The organism is Veillonella sp. 3891 (genome assembly GCF_003992315.1).
GTDB lineage: Bacteria > Bacillota > Negativicutes > Veillonellales > Veillonellaceae > F0422.
In genome coordinates this window covers 51621-69989 of the sequence record NZ_RQVE01000006.1, presented here as the reverse complement: position 1 = coordinate 69989, position 18369 = coordinate 51621, and the positions used below count along the sequence as shown (strand labels likewise).

Sequence of the window (18369 nt, the reverse complement as noted above, 5' to 3'; positions counted from 1 at the left end):
ACCTCCATAGAATAATTACGGATATAGTCTATTATTTCATGCGTTGGCAAAGTTCTAATAAAACACCGCCAGTAGCTTTTGGATGAAGGAATGCAATTGCAGATCCACCAGCACCATAGCGAGGTTCTTCATCGATTAATTGAACACCTTTTGCTTTTAAATCAGCGATAGCTGCTTTGATGTCATCAACGCGAAGTGCTACGTGTTGGATACCATTACGGCCACCATTTTTTTCGATAAAACGACCGATAGGGCCATCTGGAGTTGTAGATTCTAAGAACTCAAGTTCAGCATCACCGCAAGGGAAGAAGCTTACTTTTACTTTTTGTTCTTCAACCACTTCATCTTCTGGTAGATGTTCCATACCAAGTGCGTTTTTATAAAATTCTTTTGTTGCTGCTAAGTCAGATACACCGATACCGATGTGGTCTACTTGTAATACTTTGAATGCCATAATAACTCTCCTTTCAAATGAGCTGCAACTCGAAAGTGATTTTTATCATCCTTCGATTACTTATATGATACCACGATATTAGATTTTTATCATTCTTTTTATTATCTTTTTAATGACTTTTCCAATACCGAGTTAACAACACTATAAGGGTCGTTAGTTCTATTATTAACAGCTGCTACATCTTGTTTGAAAGCATCGCTTTCTACAACATGTTCGTGAACATAGCGCATGATTTGTTCATTGATCATCGCTACGAGCTCATCGTGAGTACGTTCTGCACGACGAGTTGCTAATTCTCCACTATCTTCAAGATATTCAAAGTGTTCATCTAGTGCTTCCACTAATTCATCAACACCTTCATCTTTACTAGCGATAGTTCTCTTAATTGGTGGTCTCCAATCAAGTTCACGAGAATCTAGGTCTAGCATCATTTCAATTTCAACATTAAGCTTATCACAGCCATCGCGGTCTGCTTTATTGATAGCGAATACATCACCAATCTCTAAAATACCTGCTTTGATAGCTTGGATATCATCACCTAAACCTGGTACTAATACAACCAATGTAGTATCTGCATTTTTAACGATATCTACTTCTGATTGTCCAACACCTACAGTTTCGATGATAACAAGATCCATGCCAAATGCATCCATTAATTTAACAACATCTGCTGTTTTTTTAGATAATCCACCTAGGCTACCACGTGTCCCCATACTACGGATAAATACATTTTCATTTAATGTCAAATCATTCATCCGAATACGGTCACCTAAAATAGCGCCACCTGAGAATGGACTGGTTGGGTCAACAGCAACGATGCCGATCCTCTTACCTTGTTCTAGATAATGCTTAACCACTTTATCTGTCAATGTACTTTTACCAGCTCCTGGAGCACCTGTGATACCCAAGATACGAGCTTTACCAGTACGTGGATAAATAGCTTTCATAATATCGATCGCATTATCGTATTCATTTTCTACAGCCGTGATCGACCGTGCCAAAGCAAGACGAGAACCTTCTAATAGTTCTTTGATTAAATCCATATTGTCACCGTCCCAATTATATATACGTCTAGGCTCGAACATAGATGCCCGAGCCTAGCTCAAGTATATTATTTTACGTTAGCTTTGATGAATTCAATTACATCAGCTGTTGGAGTGCCTGGTGTGAATACTGCGGATACGCCAGCTGCTTTTAAGCCAGGGATATCAGCGTCAGGAATAACGCCTCCACCAACTACTAATACATCGCCCATGCCTTTTTCTTTTAGCATTTCAACGATTTTAGGGAACAATGTGTTGTGTGCGCCAGAAAGAAGAGATAACGCAACTACGTTAACGTCTTCAGAAAGAGCTGCTTCAACGATTTGTTCTGGAGTTTGACGAAGACCTGTGTAGATAACTTCGAAACCAGCATCGCGAAGTGCGCGTGCTACTACTTTTGCACCACGGTCATGACCATCAAGACCTGGTTTTGCTACGATTACTCTGATACGTTTTTCTGCCATGATGTTATACCTCCAAATAGGTTCGATTAATTATAGTGTGGAATGAGCTTGGTATTCACCGAATACGCCGCGCAATACGTTACAAATTTCACCTAATGTAGCATATGTTTTAACGGCAGCCAAGATTAATGGCATCAAGTTTACAGATTCATCTTCTGCACCAGCTTTTAATGCTGCTAATGCTGCATCAACTGCTGCTTGATCGCGGTCTGCACGAACTTGTTGTGTTTTCTTGGATTGGTTGATACCTACAGAAGCATCGATACGAAGAAGACCTTCAACTGGTTTTTCCTCTACTTGGAATTTGTTAACACCTACGATTGTACGAAGGCCAGATTCCACTTCCATTTGCCATTTATAAGCAGACTCTTGGATTTCTTTTTGGATATAACCTTTTTCGATAGCTTCAACAGCGCCACCCATTTCATCGATTTTTTGGATGTATGCTTTAGCTTCTTCATAGATAGCATTAGTCATAGCTTCTACATAGTAGGAACCGCCCAATGGGTCAACTACGTCAGCTAAACCGGATTCGTAAGCAACGATTTGTTGAGTACGAAGAGCGATTTGTACAGATGCTTCAGTTGGAAGAGCCAATGCTTCGTCACGAGAGTTAGTATGTAAGGATTGAGTACCACCCATTACAGCAGCTGCAGTTTGAAGAGCAACACGAACGATGTTGTTGTCAACTTGTTGTGCAGTCAACATGGAACCAGCTGTTTGAGTATGTACACGTAACATCATAGATTTAGGTTTTTTAGCACCAAAACGTTCTTTCAAGATATGTGCCCATAGACGACGGGATGCACGGAATTTCGCAACTTCTTCTAATACGTTGTTGTGTGCGTTCCAGAAGAAGGATAAACGACCTGCGAAATCGTCAACTTCTAAGCCAGCTTTAAGAGCTGCTTCGATGTATGCAATACCATCAGCAATTGTGAAAGCGATTTCTTGCGCAGCAGTGGAACCAGCTTCACGAATATGGTAACCGGAGATGGAGATAGTATTCCATTTTGGCACATATTGAGAGCAATATTCGAAAATATTAGTGATCAAACGCATGGATGGTTTTGGAGGGAAGATGTAAGTTCCGCGAGCTGCGTACTCTTTCAAAATATCATTTTGAATTGTACCGCGAAGTTCAGTGGAAGGCACACCTTGTTTTTCAGCAACTGCAATGTACATAGCAAGAAGTACAGATGCAGGAGCATTGATTGTCATAGAAGTGGAAACTTTACCTAAGTCGATACCTTGGAACAAGATTTCCATATCTTTTAAGGAGTCAATCGCAACACCTACTTTACCAACTTCGCCTTCAGCCATAGCGTCATCGGAGTCATAACCGATTTGTGTTGGTAAGTCGAATGCGCAAGAAAGACCAGTTGCACCGGACTCAATTAAGTAACGGTAACGTTTGTTGGACTCTTCAGCAGTTGCGAAACCAGCATACATACGCATTGTCCAGAAACGACCACGGTACATAGTAGGTTGTACACCACGAGTATAAGGATAGAATCCTGGGAATCCAAGATCACGTTCATAATCAAAACCTTCTAAATCAAGCGGTGTGTATACCGGTTGTTCTGGTAAGTTTTGACGTGCAGGTACTTTCTCACAGTTTTTAGCGTACGCTGCTTCGTATTCAGCAAGTTTGGCTTTTAAGTTGTCATTAGCCATGTCATCATCCTCCTAAAAAATTAACCTTGTTTTTTCATGCTTCCTGTTTCAGTGAAGCGTTTATGCCAAGAAAGAGCTTCATCTAATAAGATAGGTGTATGGGCGCCATTTGTCTTTTCAATAGCTCTTTCGAGGTAATCTAATAATTCTTGTTTGTAGTCTGGGTGAGCACAGTTTTCAATGATTTTGTATGCTCTTTCAATTGGAGCCAAACCACGAACATCGGCAATACCTTGTTCTGTACAGAATACTTGTACATCATGTTCTGTATGGTCAATGTGAGATACAAAAGGAACGATAGAACTGATGTCTCCGCCTTTTGCTACAGAGTTCGTACAGAAAATGGAGATATAACCATTTCGAGTGAAGTCCCCGGAACCACCGATACCATTCATCATTTTGCTACCCATGATATGAGTAGAGTTTACATTACCGAAGATATCGAATTCGATTGCTGTATTCATAGTGATAACACCAAGTCTACGAGCTAAGCCAGGGTTATTGGAAATCTCTTGCGGACGCAAAAGAATATGTTTGCTATATTTGTCAATATTAGCGTAGAAGCGTTTCAATCCATCTGGGGATGGGGACAACGCTGTACCAGAGCAATCTGTTACTTTACCTGCATCAATTAAGTCCAACATACCATCTTGAATAACTTCTGTGAAAATGGATAAATTTGTGAATGGACCTTCAGCCAAGCCAGACACAACAGCATTTGCTACAGAACCTACACCAGATTGTAATGGTAATAAGTTTTCAGGTAAACGACCTGCTTTAACTTCTTCTAAGAAGAAGTTAATCAAATGTTGACTCATTGCTTTTGCATCATCATCGATTGGTGCTAATGGACGAGTTGTGTCAGGCACATCACATGGAACGATAGCTACGATTTTCGCAGGGTCACATGGGATGTAATCTGTTCCGATACGATCGCCAGCCGCTTTGATTGGGAATGGCTCACGGTATGGAGGATCTTGTGGTTCATAGATATCATGCATACCTACCAAGGACATTGGTTGGGATACGTTTACTTCTACGATAACTTTTTTAGCTTGGCTAACAAATGTTGGAGAGTTACCAACGGATGTACTAGGAACGATACCACCATCTTCACGGATGCAAACCGCTTCAACGATAGCTACGTCAGTGTCACCGAAGAAACCATAACGGATTTGTTGAGCCATTTGGCTAAGGTGCATATCAATATAACGAATTTTTTGGCTATTTAAAGCTTTACGAGTATCGTTATTTGTTTGATATGGGAAACGACGACGAATACCGTTTACACGAGTTAATGCTCCGTCTGCTTCATCACCAACTGATGCACCAGTCCAAAGATCAATTTGGAAAGGGTCTGATTCCATGCGTTTTGCAAGGGCCAATGGCACTGCTTTAGGGTAACCAGATGGTGTAAAACCACTGATACCTACATGGTCTCCTGGATTAATCAATTTAGCTGCTTCTTCTGCTGTAGTAATTTTTGCTTGCAACGCTACGCCTTGCACGCGATCTAAAATGTCGATCATACTACCATCTCCTTTAGTTTGAATGACTTATTCAGCTATCTAACATTCACACACTTTTCATTTTTTATTTCTACTAAGAATTTCTTAAGTTAAAAAATTCTTTATAGAAATATTAGATTAAATATCTACTCAAAGTGTGATATTTGTTAATTCTCATAAATACTACTCATTTTTCTTGTTATTGTCAACCACATATGTAAATATATGCATAATAGGCATACTGAACAGGAAAATTTAATGCGAGTATAACTTTTTGTTATACCCTTTATCTACCTATATCTATAAATATTGGTATAGTACAAATTTTTTCGATATTTTAATTCTTATATATAAACTCTATTTATGTTTATGCATATCTAGCTTTTATATTATTCATAACTAACAGTTATTTGCTTTTATTACTTTTTGTTATTTCCCATGTTATATTCTTTAAGCCGTTTCATATCTCAACGTAAAACTATATGTGTAATGAGACCTCTCTTAATTCTTAACCTTACTAGTAAGGAATCATCTTTCGTTATTGTTAAACCTATGTTCATATTCGTCTATAGAAATTGATGTATACAAATAATGTTATAAACCATATACGTGCTAAGATACAATAGTCTCCACATACAAAAAGTATAGAGACAGTCATATGACCATCTCTATACTTTCAGTTTTATATATTATATTTTATTTCGTATGATACTCATAGCAAAACCTAATAGTTGCCACAGCACCAAGCTTACTTGCTGGCTATATAAAGCATGATCAAAAAGACCACTTACCAAAACAACTACGGTAATCAAAGTCATACTATATCGGAACGGAATAGATAGATGCTTTTGTTTTTGCACATTTCTGCTATGTCCCAATAAAATTGCTAATAATAAGCATAAAGATATCGGTCCTGTTTCTGCTGCCACTTGCAAATATAAATTATGGGCATGATAGATAATCACCGTTGGATCTTGGATGAAATAATTATAGTCTGGATAAGTCATCCAAAACGCATCCCAACCAATACCAAAAATAGGAAAACCTTCTATCATGTACATAGTGCTATCCCACAGTGCCCATCGGAGCATAACCGATGTATCTTGTCCACTAAAAAGGGACCACAATCGACTGGACACTTCTCCATGGTAAAAGAATAACACCAAGGGAACCGCTAATAACGCATATAATAACCTACGCTCCACACAGATACCGGCTACAAAAACAGCTACCGCCAAACTTAGCCACATACCACGAGAATAGGTAAGGACTAAGCACAATAGCATGACTGCAACGGCGAAACCCATCATGGCTGAGCGCTTCCAATCTTTTGTTTTCAGCACTTGCATAGCACCTAATCCACCAATGGAAATGGTAAAAAGTAAGTATTCTCCTAATAAATTAGGATTCTGTAATGTTCCATACATGCGTCGCATAAGTCCCGGGAAATGAGTATTATCTACCCATTCATGAATATGCTCTGGAGTCATATAAAAATATTGATACCCAGCACCTAAGCAGACAAGGAATCCAGTCATACAAAACAAGGACAAAAATGTTTTCTGCCGTCTTTCAGTATCCATATAATATGTCATCAACCAATAGATACTGCCATATATCCCTATGTGATAGAGCCAACTCATAGTAGACCATGGGACATTCACAGAATTAATAATGGAAATACCTGTCCAGAGAATAAATCCCAAGACTGCCCATTGTAGCCAATGTAAAGTTCCAGAAAATCGTTGTCTATCGAATAGTAACGCTAGTAACCCCGCCATGATGACAAGAACATTACCACCTATGGGTAATAAAGGAATACACACCGTTGCTCCGTATAGTAGATAGACTATCCATTGGTCCACAGATAGTCTACGTAGGGCATCCATTAGTGCCCCATTTCTTGAGCAAGCCATTGTTGCACGTCACCAAGAATATATAAGGAGCCTACTACAGCGATGATATCGCCTTCCTTAGTTGTTTTCATAGCATGGTCTAAGCCTGCTCGGATGGTCTCCATAGGATCTGCTTGGACTGGCATTTGTTTCGCTAATTGCACTGGATCAGTACCTCGTGGTGTTGGCGCTGGCACCGTGATCACGCGGTCCTTTTGCCCTACCAAATAGCTGACCATCGTGGATATATCTTTATCTTCTAAAATCGATAGCACCACTGTTTTCGCTTGTTCTGGGTACAGTTCATTGAAGGTCATCGAAAAGGCTTCTGCCCCACTTGCATTGTGGGCTCCATCTAAAATGATAGTTCGTCCATGGACTTTGAACGTTTCAAAGCGACCCGGCCATGTAGCACGAGCTAGACCTTCACGGTATGTTTCTTCACTCACTGCTGGTTCTTTGTCTTTCAAGATTTGCAATACTCGTGCTGCACAAGCTAAGTTCAAGGCTTGATGAATACCATGCATGGATGTGAAGAGCATGTCTTTATGACCGTCTTTGTCTTTCACGGTAATCATTTGCCCCATTGCCATCGCACTACGACTATCGATAGTGAAATCTTCGTTGAACACATGATATTTCACGCCTAATGATTTTGCCGTTTCTTTAATCACATCAAGGGCACCCCCTTGAGCTGCTGTTACAAGAGGCACGCCTTGTTTGATAATCCCTGCTTTATGTCGGGCAATTTCCTCTACTGTGTCCCCACAATACGCTTGATGGTCAATGGTCACATTTGTAATCACTGCCACTTCTGGAGTGATTACATTAGTAGAATCCAATAATCCACCTAAACCCACCTCGATGACAGCGTAGTCTACGCCTTGCTCTTGGAAAAACAAGAAGGCTGCAGCTGTTAAGATTTCAAATTGTGTAGGTGCTTCTACGCCACGGTCTATGATGGCTTTCACAGCATGGCTCACACGTTCAATCAAATCTGCAAAGGCCTCTTCTGTAATGTACGCTGTGTTTACACGCATGCGTTCCGTATAGGATTGGAGGTGCGGGGACGTAAATGTCCCCACACGAAGACCACTCATGTACAATCCATAGGTAATATAGGTGGAAACGGATCCTTTCCCGTTCGTCCCCGTTACATGGATTGTCTTATATGTATTTTGTGGATTTCCTAGCTCTTCTAATAGAGCAGTAATCCGTTCTAATCCTGGATGAATCCCAAAGGAGGCTACCTCTTCTAGGTAGGCAATCGCTTCCGTATAATTCATGATGGATCTCCTTATGCTAATGTTTTTAAGAACTCTTCACGTTCGTTCAACGCTTGTTGTTTTTGTTTGTATTCTTCCAATTTTTCTTTTTCTTTCGCTACCACCGCTTCAGGGGCTTTTGCTAAGAATCCTTGGTTGTTCAATTTTCCTTCTAAACGAGCGATTTCTTTCAATACTGTGGCTTGTTCTTTGGCGATACGTTCTTTTTCTTTGTCAGCATCGATTAAATCTTTCAGCAACAAGTACACTTCTAACCCGTTCACCACTGTTACTGTAGCATTTTCTGGTTTAGGCGCATCTGGTGAAAGTACCGTTACTTTTTCCGCCCAGCCTAATGTATGGAAGTAATCACCATGCGTTTCTAAGATGCCTTTTAACTCTTCTGTAGCAGGCACTAAGATAACTTCAGAGCGTTTGCCCATTGGTACATTCATTTCTGCACGCATGTTACGGATACCTTTGATGCCGTCCATCATAACATTCATATGAGCCGCTGCAGAGCTGAAACCTTCCATAGATAATGTGCTTGGCCATGGAGCGACCATGATGCTTTCTCCTTCATGAGGCAAGTGTTGCCAAATATGTTCTGTAACGAATGGCATGAATGGATGTAATAATTCCATCATATGACGAAGGATAGATACCAATAAGTATTGTACTGTTTGACGGTCACGGCCACCTTCTTTATTATATAAACGAGGTTTTGCTAGTTCAATGTACCAGTCGCAATAAGTATTCCAAATGAAGTCGTACACAGCGCTTGCCGCTTCCCCTAATTCAAATTTATCAAGGTTATTCGTAATGTTAGTGACCGTTTTATTGTATTCTTCTAGAATCCATTTATCCGCCAATGTGTAATCTTCTGCACTTGGTACGAAACTTTCATCAAAGCCTTCTAAGTTCATCAATACGAATTTGGATGCATTCCAAATTTTATTGGCAAAGTTACGGTTTGCTTCCACACGTTCCATATAGAAACGCATATCATTGCCCGGTGTATTGCCTGTTACCAACGTAAAGCGCAACGCATCGGCACCATATTCTTCAATCACTTCTAATGGATTGATACCATTGCCCAAGGATTTACTCATTTTACGACCTTGGCTATCGCGTACTAACCCATGAATGAACACGTGTTTGAAAGGAATTTCTTCTTTAAATTCTAAGCCCATGAAAATCATACGAGCTACCCAGAAGAAGATAATATCGTACCCTGTGACCATCACGCTAGTTGGATACCAATGTTTCACTTCCTCTGTGTTGTCAGGCCAACCCATTGTGGCAAATGGCCATAACGCAGAGCTGAACCATGTATCTAATACATCTGGATCTTGCTCTACCTTGCCATGACAATGCGGACATTCTGCCAATGTCTCTGTGGTTACGATCGTTTCTCCACAATCTTGGCAATACCATGCTGGGATACGGTGGCCCCACCATAATTGACGAGAAATACACCAATCACGAATGGATTCTAACCAGTTGGTATATGTTTTAGTGAAACGTTCTGGCACAAATTCAATAGATTTGTCGCGTACTACTTCTAAAGCAGGTTTTGCCAATGGTTCCATGGATACGAACCATTGTTTCGATACCATAGGTTCTACAGTTGTATTACAACGGGAACAATGACCTACACTGTGACCATGTTCTTCCACTTTTTCTAATAAACCTTGTGCCTCTAACTCAGCCACTACTTGTTTACGAGCCAATTCACGTGGCATATTCACAAAGTGACCTGCTCCTGCATTCATAGTGCCATCTGGATTCATCACCACGATACTTTCTAAGTTGTGGCGTTGTCCCATTTCAAAGTCATTAGGGTCATGAGCTGGTGTAATTTTTACGCAACCAGTACCGAAAGATTGATCTACATATTCATCGGCAATGATTGGGATGTGACGATTCACAAATGGAAGTAATAATTCTTTGCCCACTAAGTGCGCATAACGTTCATCATTAGGGTTCACCGCTACAGCTACGTCACCAAACATTGTTTCAGGACGTGTGGTAGCTACGGTTAAGAATGTATTTTCTTCCCCGATAACAGGATATTTAATATGCCATAAATGACCATTTTCATCTTCGTGTTCTACTTCGATATCGGATAAAGCTGTCAAACAATTAGGGCACCAGTTAGTAATACGTTCTCCACGATAGATTAAACCTTTTTCGTATAATTCTACGAATACTTTTAATACCGCCTCATGATATCCTTCATCCAAAGTAAAACGCTCTCTCGTCCAATCGCAAGAAGCACCTAAGCTACGAATTTGTTTTACAATAGTGCTACCGTATTCTTGTTTCCACTCCCATACACGTTTTAGGAACTCTTCACGACCTAAATCATGACGAGACTTTCCTTCCGTTTTCATGATATTTTCTTCTACTTTTACTTGCGTTGCAATCCCTGCATGGTCTGTGCCAGGCATCCACAACACATTGTAGCCTTGCATACGTTTCGTACGAATCAAAATATCTTGCAATGTGTTATCAAGGGCATGACCCATGTGTAATTGACCTGTTACATTTGGTGGTGGTAACACAATACTGAAAGGCTCTTTTTCAGTATCTACTTCTTCATGAAAATACCCTTTCTCTTCCCAATATCTATACCATTGTTGTTCAATCTCTTTAGGATTGTAGGTTGTCAAATTTTTATATTCCTTCATATGTCCTCCTATGTATTGGATATATCACCAGGTTACCACTGTTTTGTACAGTAAAGCTGTGAATATCCCTCCCATATATACAAAAAAGACCCCTCGTCCGTTAGGACGAAAGGGTCTATACTTCCGCGGTACCACCTAGATTATTGCCGTAGCAATCACTCATTATCGTTAACGCTGATCAGCGGGCACACTTACTCTAGTTCACCATGCCAACTCCGAGGCTACCCTCTTTCTACTACATACATTGTTTCACCAACCCAATGCTCTCTGTGATGCGTTCAAAAGATTTTTCCTCTTCTTAGTCATTATCCATATAGTATTAGTATACGTGAAAGTATGTAATAACGTCAATATATGGCTCACAAAACTCTATATATTTTCTAGAGTTATCATACACTTGTGACATCCCTTCACAACACTGTCATTTTGTCTATTTATCAACGTATCACCTATATCTAGCATTCCTCATCAAACGTTTCAACATAGGGAATACACATTACTTTGCAAAGGATACATTCATTTCGTCTAAAGACTTCGTCAAGCTAGGCACATAGACTTTCAAAAATAGATCTACCTCTGGCAATTGCATCTGTACTAAGCGTTCATAAATCGTATCATAAGCTGCATTGAACTCATTATTACCAGCAGATTTTTCTGTGACACATTTCATAAATGCCGACAAGGTATCCGCTGCTTTCACTAGCACCTCGTATTCCTCTGGCACAGATACTAAGGCTTCCTCATAGGCTGGTTGCACCGATTCTGGCAATGTACGCCATAAGGTTTCATTGGCCAACTGTTCTACTTCTCCATAGAGGGCTCGCAACTTAGGATTAAAATATTTTACTGGCGTGGGCATATCTCCTGTAAATACTTCACTTACATCGTGATACATAGCTAGTACCGCTAATCGGTTCACATCTACAGTTCCATCAAAATAAGTATTCCGAAGTACTCCCAGTTGATGAGCAATCATGGCCGTTTCTAAGCTATGACCTTGCAAATTTTCTACTTCTGTATTGCGCATCAAGCTCCAACGCTGAATATATTTCATACGCCCTAAAAGGGCAAAAAAATGACTTTCTTCCATAGCATACTCCTCCTTAATCTACTCTATTCATTATACAAAAAAAAGCTCATCACCGCTATTCCGGCAATGAACTATCTAACACGTCCCGATAGTTACTATGTTAATATCTGATATGTAAAATATACTAAAATCAATATCCCCTATGTTCCGTTTTATGGTACTATAACTATATACTGACGAACTTTATTGCTCACTAACTGCAGATACACTGAAAGGAACTCACATGGCAGGGAACACAAATTTTTTTGCTACTAGCGATGAAACAGAATCCCGCTTTTACCGATTCTTAGATTTAATCGCTAAAGGTGGTGTGTATAAAAGTGTAGACAAGGATTTCCATCCTTTTAAAGGCACTTCCTATCAAGAAAAAACAAAGCAAGCTCATTTTTTTATGGATGCCATATCTCCCCAATCACTGTACGAATTTTCCTATGGTCGCGCTAAGCTATTAACATTACCTGGCCTAAGCTATTCACCTTACAACCTAAATCCCTTAGCCTTTGCCCATGCAGTGCGCAAAATGTTGCCTACAGACCTTCGTCGCAGTCTATTGTTATACCATCTACTGTCTACAAAAGGTATGGCAAACGATGAGTCTGCCATCAATACCTATCAAAACGGCTTGCAATACCCTATGTCATATTATGCTAGCCATTCAGATATACCCCCTAAAGATGAAGCCTTGTTAACAACTAAAAACCTAAGACGATACTTAACGTCTATTCACCAAGATATACTGTTGACCCAAGATGCGAGTAACGAGTCCATGATTAATAGCACGCAACTCTTTGACAGTGCCTTCCATATGCTCCAAGCAATGGGAGTCATAGCTCCTCATCCTACCATCGAAGATGCATATGATATCACGCCTAACCCAATCAGTGAATCTAACCTCACTGAAGAAGAGCAGAAAGAATTAGTCTATGCCTTAGACTTTCAAAAATATCTATCTCCCATCTCATCCTATGCCCACTATCTACAATTTAAATTATCCTTAAGAAGTTTAGGCGATGATGCCCCTGAAGATATCCTCGGCGATATCAATGCTAGGCAGATGCCACAAGTACCTTCCCCTATCTTGGTGCGCCAAGTGCCCCCTTTCAAAACACTGCTAGATGACAAACGATTATCTTCTTTATCTGGTATGAATACATGGACCACGGTCACAACCATTGATCGGAGTAATCCTAAATCCACATCCAAATTACACACCACTAAAACAATTGTGCACATAGATAGCCTCGAAGAACATCGAAATGATTCTAGAGAATACATATACAGCACCAGCAAGAATGGTCGCCCTATGTCGCCAATTTCACTAGATACAGTACATCACATCGACCTATACCCAGCTACACCGCATTCTCGAAAACAGGCTAAACTACCTATTACCTATACGGTGTACTTCGCCTACCATTCCTCCCCCCTAGACAATTGGACGGAAATACAACAAGCATTACATCAATTTCGCACGAAACGCCTATCCATTGATTACCTACAGGAAAATTCAACAGAAGCCTGTCCATTCCTTGTGAAAGTCACCTACCTAGAGCCTTCTGCAATATTACCATTGCTATATCAATGGGGGCCGTATCTTCGTTTTGTAAGCTCCACAGGAGAGCCCCTTACAGAAGAGGCCACACAAACAGCTCCTATGAAAGCATTACAAGATATGGTATTAACTAGAGTAAGGAGCATCGTAGCCCATTATGAATCCTAATCCATTTCTTCAATCCTATACGAATCCGGACCACACTTCCGTTGGAGCCTATACATTTTATTACATTCGGTTCATTCAACTCCTACATTTCATTTATATAGATCGTCTGAATTGTGATGATTTGAAAATTGAATATAACCATTTAGACCCTCAGGAAATTACTGCTTGGTTGCTACAGGACTATCAACAGACTATGGATAATGGCAGTGCTACGGACATAGTAGAAAAAATAATCGAGCTATTCTTTCACCCTAGTATCGAAGCAGGGAAAGTACAACCCTATTTTATTCCACATATGCCAGATCCCTATCTATTCACAGACCGTGAGGTTCTAGCATTATATCTGCTCATCCACGATGAACGGGTATTCCCATTCCTATCGCAATCTATACGCGATAAACTAAACACTGCTATGGAACAACATCCCTTTCATAACACGTTCAAAACCATCCTAGAAAACTATCAATCCACTCGGCCAGTAGCACAAACAGATGCCCATATGTTAGAGATAACGCACACATTGTTCCGTACCATTATAGAAGAATCGCATACGATAGCAATCACAACCACAGATAGTAAGCACGTCGTAACACCTTGTCATTTACGTTACTTTGCGAACACCGAGGACTATCATCTTTTAGGTTTGCTCAGTGAAAGCGAATATGTCTATATTCCGGTGAAAGATATACAACGCATCTGCCTTCGAGAAGACAAGCCTGTCCCCAATCGTTACACGGTACTTACCGAGTTACTCGAAAAGGATGCACTCACCCTCAAACTGCGTGTCATTAACGATAAAAATGCACTAGAACGGGCCTATCATCTATTTGCCGATTACACAAAGGAAACTACCTTAGTGGAAACCATAATCGATGACGAAGATGAACTACAAGATCACACCTATCATCTAAATATCACCTATTATCCATTCGATGAAGATGATATCTATCAAAAGATACTCGCCCTCAGCGCTATGGTGACGGTCTTGGAACCTCTATCCATACGGGAACGAGTCCTACAACACTTCACCACATTCCTAGAAAGATGGGGCTAACCTTTGACTAGATTAGACCACCCCTACTATACCATAAGCAGCTATGTAGCTTCTTAACAATAGATTCAACCATTAGGAGGATTCATGACAACTCAAAACGCATACCTCGCCCCTGCTACATTACGTAGTGGTGGCTATGTAGATATACACAATTCTGCCATTACTGTGACGTATGATATGCCCTATTATGCCATCAGCACAAGTCCTTTCAACGGAGGCTTGCACCATGTAATGGCTGTGCGCAATCAACAACTCACATTTTTCGTCAATGATGAAAGTGAGTTACCTGGTGGATCCACATCTGCTTATTTAGCAAAAGAATGCGTACAGTTAGACTTACCTATTCATTTTTGTACATCCTTATTGACTAGCGCCTCTATGGATCGACATGCCTATGTATGTTACCAAGAAGGAAGTATCATAGTCGAAGTCATTGCCACCGCAGGTGTTGAAAAAACAGCTCATCGAGCAGGCGATGGCTATACGTACTACGAAAAAGATGGCACCTTCCATGCTGGAGGCACCATCAACTTATTAGTATTTACCAATTGCGCCCTCACCGATGGGGCTCTTACAAAATCATTGCTAACCATAACAGAAGCGAAAACCGTAGCGCTCCAATCCAAAGGCATTACTAGCATTGTATCTGGCCAACCTGCTACGGGCACCTCTACAGATGGCGTCATTATGACCATCGACCCAAACGGAGAACTCCTTACAGACTCAGGTACGTTCTCCCAGTTCGGCGATACCTTAGCTAAAGCCGTACGATCTGCCATCGAAACAGCATTAGAGAACGCAGATGTATTAGATACCTAAAGAACTAATAGGTAGCAAATATCCGTTCTAGCTCTTCTCGACTTCGTTCTTGTTGCAATGCTAGCATCAATAAAATTCTAGCTTTCACTGGCGACAGAGAATCGCTAACGATCAATCCCTCTTTCACATCTGATGAATTGCTAGATACAATACCATTTCCAATGCGGGATGACCGCACTTTGGGAATGGTAATTTTTTTGAGTGTATCACGAACGCTCTGTGGTAAGGTACCATGCCCAAAGCCACCAATCACTAAACCTTGTGACCGACTTGCTACCAGAGTTAGTATTTCTGTATCCATCCCTCCATAGAGATGTACAATCCCTACGGACGGCAATTCCACCTCATTATGTAAGATAAATTCGCTGTCACTCGTATGCTTACGACATGGAGTATAGTAAAAATAAGCCTGTCCATTTTGTACGCAACCCATATGACCTAATTGGGCATTTCCAAAGGTAGCTACATCAGTGGTGTGCAACTTTGCCACCTCTCTAGCGCTATCAATATAGCCATTCATGACCACTAATACCCCTTGGTTCCAAGCATTTTTACTTCGTGCTACTTGTACAGCTTGCAATAAATTCACAGGTCCATCTGCACTAAGTGCTGTAGCAGGACGCATGGAACCAGTCATTACTACGGGCTTCTTTGTATTCACTGTCAACTGCAAGAAATACGCAGTTTCTTCCATCGTATCTGTACCATGGGTAATGACAATACCACCTATATCATCTCGCTCAGCCACTTCATTCACAAGCAGTGCTAAATGCCCCCAACGATAAGGACTCATTTCAGAACTATCGATATTAGAAAATTGCACACTTTCAAAAGGACCATACTCCTTCAAAGCGGGTACTGCCTGCATCAAATCATCCACACCAATCGATCCTGCTCTATATTCCGTTAATGCACTAGACCCATTCCCTGTACCTGCAATGGTGCCTCCTGTGCCTATCATCATAATCTTTGTACCCTTCATGTGGTAACCTCCTTTGAAATCATTACTTTTATTATAGCATTCCTTGTTTCTCTGTTGGCATAATTTTTTATCACAAAGGATTCGCTCCTATCTCCTAATTCTTGTATTGACCCCTTACAGCGAATGGAGTATAGTTATTTTATTAAATATTTCATCCATCCTAAGAAAGGTATTATTATGACACATACTAACTATACAACTAGTGTATTACACTGGTTCCGCGAAATCAGTCAAATCCCTCGTGAATCTGGCAATGAGCAAGGCATTAGCGATTTTCTAATGCAATTTGCTAACGATAGAGGCTTAGAAGCAGAGCAAGATGAAGAATTAAACGTGATTATCCGCGCTCATGCGACTGCAGGTTATGAAAATCATCCAGCTATCATTTTACAAGGTCACATCGATATGGTAGCAGAAAAATCTGACACATCTACTCACGATTTTTCCAAAGACCCTATCGAGCTCATCGAGGATGGAGAATGGTTGCACGCTAATGATACCACTCTAGGTGCCGATAATGGTATTGCTGTGGCAATGGCACTAGCCGTACTAGATGACCCAACTATCCCACATGGCCCGTTAGAATGTCTATTCACTACAAACGAAGAAACAGGTATGAATGGTGCTATGGCGGTGAAAGGTGAACGTCTACATGGACAGTACTTAATCAATATTGATACAGAGCAAGAACATGAATTCATCGTAGCTTGTGCTGGGGGCTGTCGATTAGACCTTTCATTACCTACAAATTCTGTACCAACACCAGCAGGATTCACTGCGTTGAAAGTCTCGGTAGATGGTCTTCACGGTGGACACTCGGGTATCGAAATCGACAAACAATTAGGCAATGCCGTAACTATCTTAGCTCGTTTATTGGTAGAAGCGCATCGTGAAACTCCTATGTCTGTGAGCCATTTTACAGGAGGTTCTAAGCATAATGCCATCCCACGCTTTGCAGAGGCTACTATCCTTTGCAAACCTTCTGATGCAGAGGCATTGCAAGAGCATATCCAAGCGAATGCAGAAATCATTCGTCACGAATTATCTCCACAAGATCCAAATTTACAAGTAACTATCACTCCTTGTGACACTCCTGCCACTATCTATAGCGATACGCAAGCACAAAACTTTTTGCAATTCTTATACTTAGCACCTCATGGTGTATTCGGCATGAGCAAAAAACTAGAAGGTTTAGTAGATACAAGTAACAATATCGCCATCGTCGAAGACAATGACACTCAGTTAGATATTCTTATCTCTGTTCGTAGTTTAACTATGAGTCAATTAGCCTACTTACGTGACCGCATCATGACATTAGCAAAAGCCCATGGCTTCTCCGCTTCTGAACAAGGCCATTACCCTGCTTGGGAATATGAGCGCGGTAGCCGTTTAGAAGAACAAGCCATCACTCTATACAAAGAGGTCATCGGTATCGAACCTCATGTAACAGCTGTTCATGCAGGCCTTGAATGTGGCTTATTAAAAGCACAATTACCAAACACACAAATGTTGAGCTTTGGCCCTACTATTCTAGGTGCCCACACACCAAAAGAACGTTTACACTTACCATCAGTAACAACCGTGTCCAAGTTCTTATTAACCTTATTAGAAAAATTACAATAGCACAATCAACAAGCGGGAGTCGCCATGCGACTCCCCTCTATTATATGTACATCGGTATGGATGAACTCCTCCTTTGTGTATT

14 protein-coding genes and 1 other annotated feature are annotated in these 18369 nt (G+C 40.7%); of the genes, 4 read left to right on the top strand and 10 right to left on the bottom strand.

Features of this window, described 5'->3' with window-relative positions; all coding sequences use genetic code 11:
• Positions 1 to 31 precede the first annotated feature (31 nt).
• From mce to yfbR, 9 genes are all read right to left on the bottom strand, one after another.
• Positions 32 to 454 carry a methylmalonyl-CoA epimerase gene (gene mce, locus EO118_RS04695; protein ID WP_009352819.1) on the bottom strand — a complete coding sequence of 141 codons (423 nt, stop codon included), beginning with the start codon at positions 452 to 454 and terminating at the stop codon, positions 32 to 34.
• A 101-nt stretch (positions 455 to 555) separates the two neighbouring features.
• Positions 556 to 1497: a methylmalonyl Co-A mutase-associated GTPase MeaB gene (gene meaB, locus EO118_RS04690; protein ID WP_009352943.1), complete on the bottom strand. Its 942-nt coding sequence runs from the start codon at positions 1495 to 1497 to the stop codon at positions 556 to 558.
• Positions 1498 to 1565: 68 nt separating this feature from the next.
• Positions 1566 to 1961, bottom strand: a complete 396-nt coding sequence (locus tag EO118_RS04685) for a cobalamin B12-binding domain-containing protein (protein WP_126937572.1) — start codon at positions 1959 to 1961, stop codon at positions 1566 to 1568.
• A 30-nt stretch (positions 1962 to 1991) separates the two neighbouring features.
• The gene (locus EO118_RS04680) at positions 1992 to 3638 is read right to left on the bottom strand and encodes a methylmalonyl-CoA mutase (RefSeq protein WP_126937571.1); all 1647 of its coding nucleotides are present in this window, start codon (positions 3636 to 3638) and stop codon (positions 1992 to 1994) included.
• Between the two features lie 20 nt (positions 3639 to 3658).
• Positions 3659 to 5167, bottom strand: a complete 1509-nt coding sequence (locus tag EO118_RS04675) for an acetyl-CoA hydrolase/transferase family protein (protein ID WP_127068868.1) — start codon at positions 5165 to 5167, stop codon at positions 3659 to 3661.
• Positions 5168 to 5835: 668 nt separating this feature from the next.
• Positions 5836 to 7035 (bottom strand): O-antigen ligase, encoded by a 1200-nt coding sequence (locus EO118_RS04670; RefSeq protein WP_127068867.1) that lies wholly within the window; start codon positions 7033 to 7035, stop codon positions 5836 to 5838.
• On the bottom strand, positions 7035 to 8327 hold the full coding sequence (locus EO118_RS04665) for a folylpolyglutamate synthase/dihydrofolate synthase family protein (RefSeq protein WP_127068866.1): 1293 nt from the start codon (positions 8325 to 8327) through the stop codon (positions 7035 to 7037). Before EO118_RS04665 ends, EO118_RS04670 begins: the two co-directional genes overlap by 1 nt.
• Before the next feature lie 11 nt (positions 8328 to 8338).
• The gene (locus EO118_RS04660) at positions 8339 to 10999 is read right to left on the bottom strand and encodes a valine--tRNA ligase (protein WP_127068865.1); all 2661 of its coding nucleotides are present in this window, start codon (positions 10997 to 10999) and stop codon (positions 8339 to 8341) included.
• A gap of 98 nt (positions 11000 to 11097) precedes the next feature.
• Positions 11098 to 11308, bottom strand: a binding site (T-box leader).
• Positions 11309 to 11495: 187 nt separating this feature from the next.
• A complete protein-coding gene (gene yfbR / locus EO118_RS04655; RefSeq protein WP_127068864.1) occupies positions 11496 to 12089 on the bottom strand; it encodes a 5'-deoxynucleotidase in 594 nt (197 codons plus the stop codon).
• 223 nt (positions 12090 to 12312) lie between these two features.
• Here yfbR and EO118_RS04650 point away from each other — a divergent pair, with 223 nt between their 5' ends.
• The 3 genes from EO118_RS04650 (at position 12313) to EO118_RS04640 (ending at position 15682) form a co-directional block, all read left to right on the top strand.
• On the top strand, positions 12313 to 13809 hold the full coding sequence (locus tag EO118_RS04650; RefSeq protein WP_127068863.1) for a hypothetical protein: 1497 nt from the start codon (positions 12313 to 12315) through the stop codon (positions 13807 to 13809).
• Positions 13799 to 14863, top strand: a complete 1065-nt coding sequence (locus EO118_RS04645; RefSeq protein ID WP_127068862.1) for a hypothetical protein — start codon at positions 13799 to 13801, stop codon at positions 14861 to 14863. Before EO118_RS04650 ends, EO118_RS04645 begins: the two co-directional genes overlap by 11 nt.
• Before the next feature lie 84 nt (positions 14864 to 14947).
• The gene (locus tag EO118_RS04640) at positions 14948 to 15682 is read left to right on the top strand and encodes an adenosylcobinamide amidohydrolase (RefSeq protein WP_127068861.1); all 735 of its coding nucleotides are present in this window, start codon (positions 14948 to 14950) and stop codon (positions 15680 to 15682) included.
• 4 nt (positions 15683 to 15686) lie between these two features.
• Here EO118_RS04640 and EO118_RS04635 read toward each other — a convergent pair whose 3' ends face one another.
• Positions 15687 to 16664, bottom strand: coding sequence for an asparaginase (locus EO118_RS04635; RefSeq protein WP_127068860.1), 978 nt, complete (start codon positions 16662 to 16664; stop codon positions 15687 to 15689).
• A gap of 177 nt (positions 16665 to 16841) precedes the next feature.
• Here EO118_RS04635 and EO118_RS04630 point away from each other — a divergent pair, with 177 nt between their 5' ends.
• Complete coding sequence (locus EO118_RS04630; protein WP_127068897.1) at positions 16842 to 18287, top strand: aminoacyl-histidine dipeptidase; 1446 nt, start codon at positions 16842 to 16844, stop codon at positions 18285 to 18287.
• The last annotated feature ends 82 nt before the right edge of the window (positions 18288 to 18369 follow it).

Excerpts from the sequence above, each read along its gene's own strand:
- mce (WP_009352819.1), bottom strand. The coding sequence starts at position 454 with ATGGCATTCAAAGTATTACAAGTAGACCACATCGGTATCGGTGTATCT.
- meaB (WP_009352943.1), bottom strand. The coding sequence starts at position 1,497 with ATGGATTTAATCAAAGAACTATTAGAAGGTTCTCGTCTTGCTTTGGCA.
- EO118_RS04685 (WP_126937572.1), bottom strand. The coding sequence starts at position 1,961 with ATGGCAGAAAAACGTATCAGAGTAATCGTAGCAAAACCAGGTCTTGAT.
- EO118_RS04680 (WP_126937571.1), bottom strand. The coding sequence starts at position 3,638 with ATGGCTAATGACAACTTAAAAGCCAAACTTGCTGAATACGAAGCAGCG.
- EO118_RS04675 (WP_127068868.1), bottom strand. The coding sequence starts at position 5,167 with ATGATCGACATTTTAGATCGCGTGCAAGGCGTAGCGTTGCAAGCAAAA.
- EO118_RS04670 (WP_127068867.1), bottom strand. The coding sequence starts at position 7,035 with ATGGATGCCCTACGTAGACTATCTGTGGACCAATGGATAGTCTATCTA.
- EO118_RS04665 (WP_127068866.1), bottom strand. The coding sequence starts at position 8,327 with ATGAATTATACGGAAGCGATTGCCTACCTAGAAGAGGTAGCCTCCTTT.
- EO118_RS04660 (WP_127068865.1), bottom strand. The coding sequence starts at position 10,999 with ATGAAGGAATATAAAAATTTGACAACCTACAATCCTAAAGAGATTGAA.
- yfbR (WP_127068864.1), bottom strand. The coding sequence starts at position 12,089 with ATGGAAGAAAGTCATTTTTTTGCCCTTTTAGGGCGTATGAAATATATT.
- EO118_RS04650 (WP_127068863.1), top strand. The coding sequence starts at position 12,313 with ATGGCAGGGAACACAAATTTTTTTGCTACTAGCGATGAAACAGAATCC.
- EO118_RS04645 (WP_127068862.1), top strand. The coding sequence starts at position 13,799 with ATGAATCCTAATCCATTTCTTCAATCCTATACGAATCCGGACCACACT.
- EO118_RS04640 (WP_127068861.1), top strand. The coding sequence starts at position 14,948 with ATGACAACTCAAAACGCATACCTCGCCCCTGCTACATTACGTAGTGGT.
- EO118_RS04635 (WP_127068860.1), bottom strand. The coding sequence starts at position 16,664 with ATGAAGGGTACAAAGATTATGATGATAGGCACAGGAGGCACCATTGCA.
- EO118_RS04630 (WP_127068897.1), top strand. The coding sequence starts at position 16,842 with ATGACACATACTAACTATACAACTAGTGTATTACACTGGTTCCGCGAA.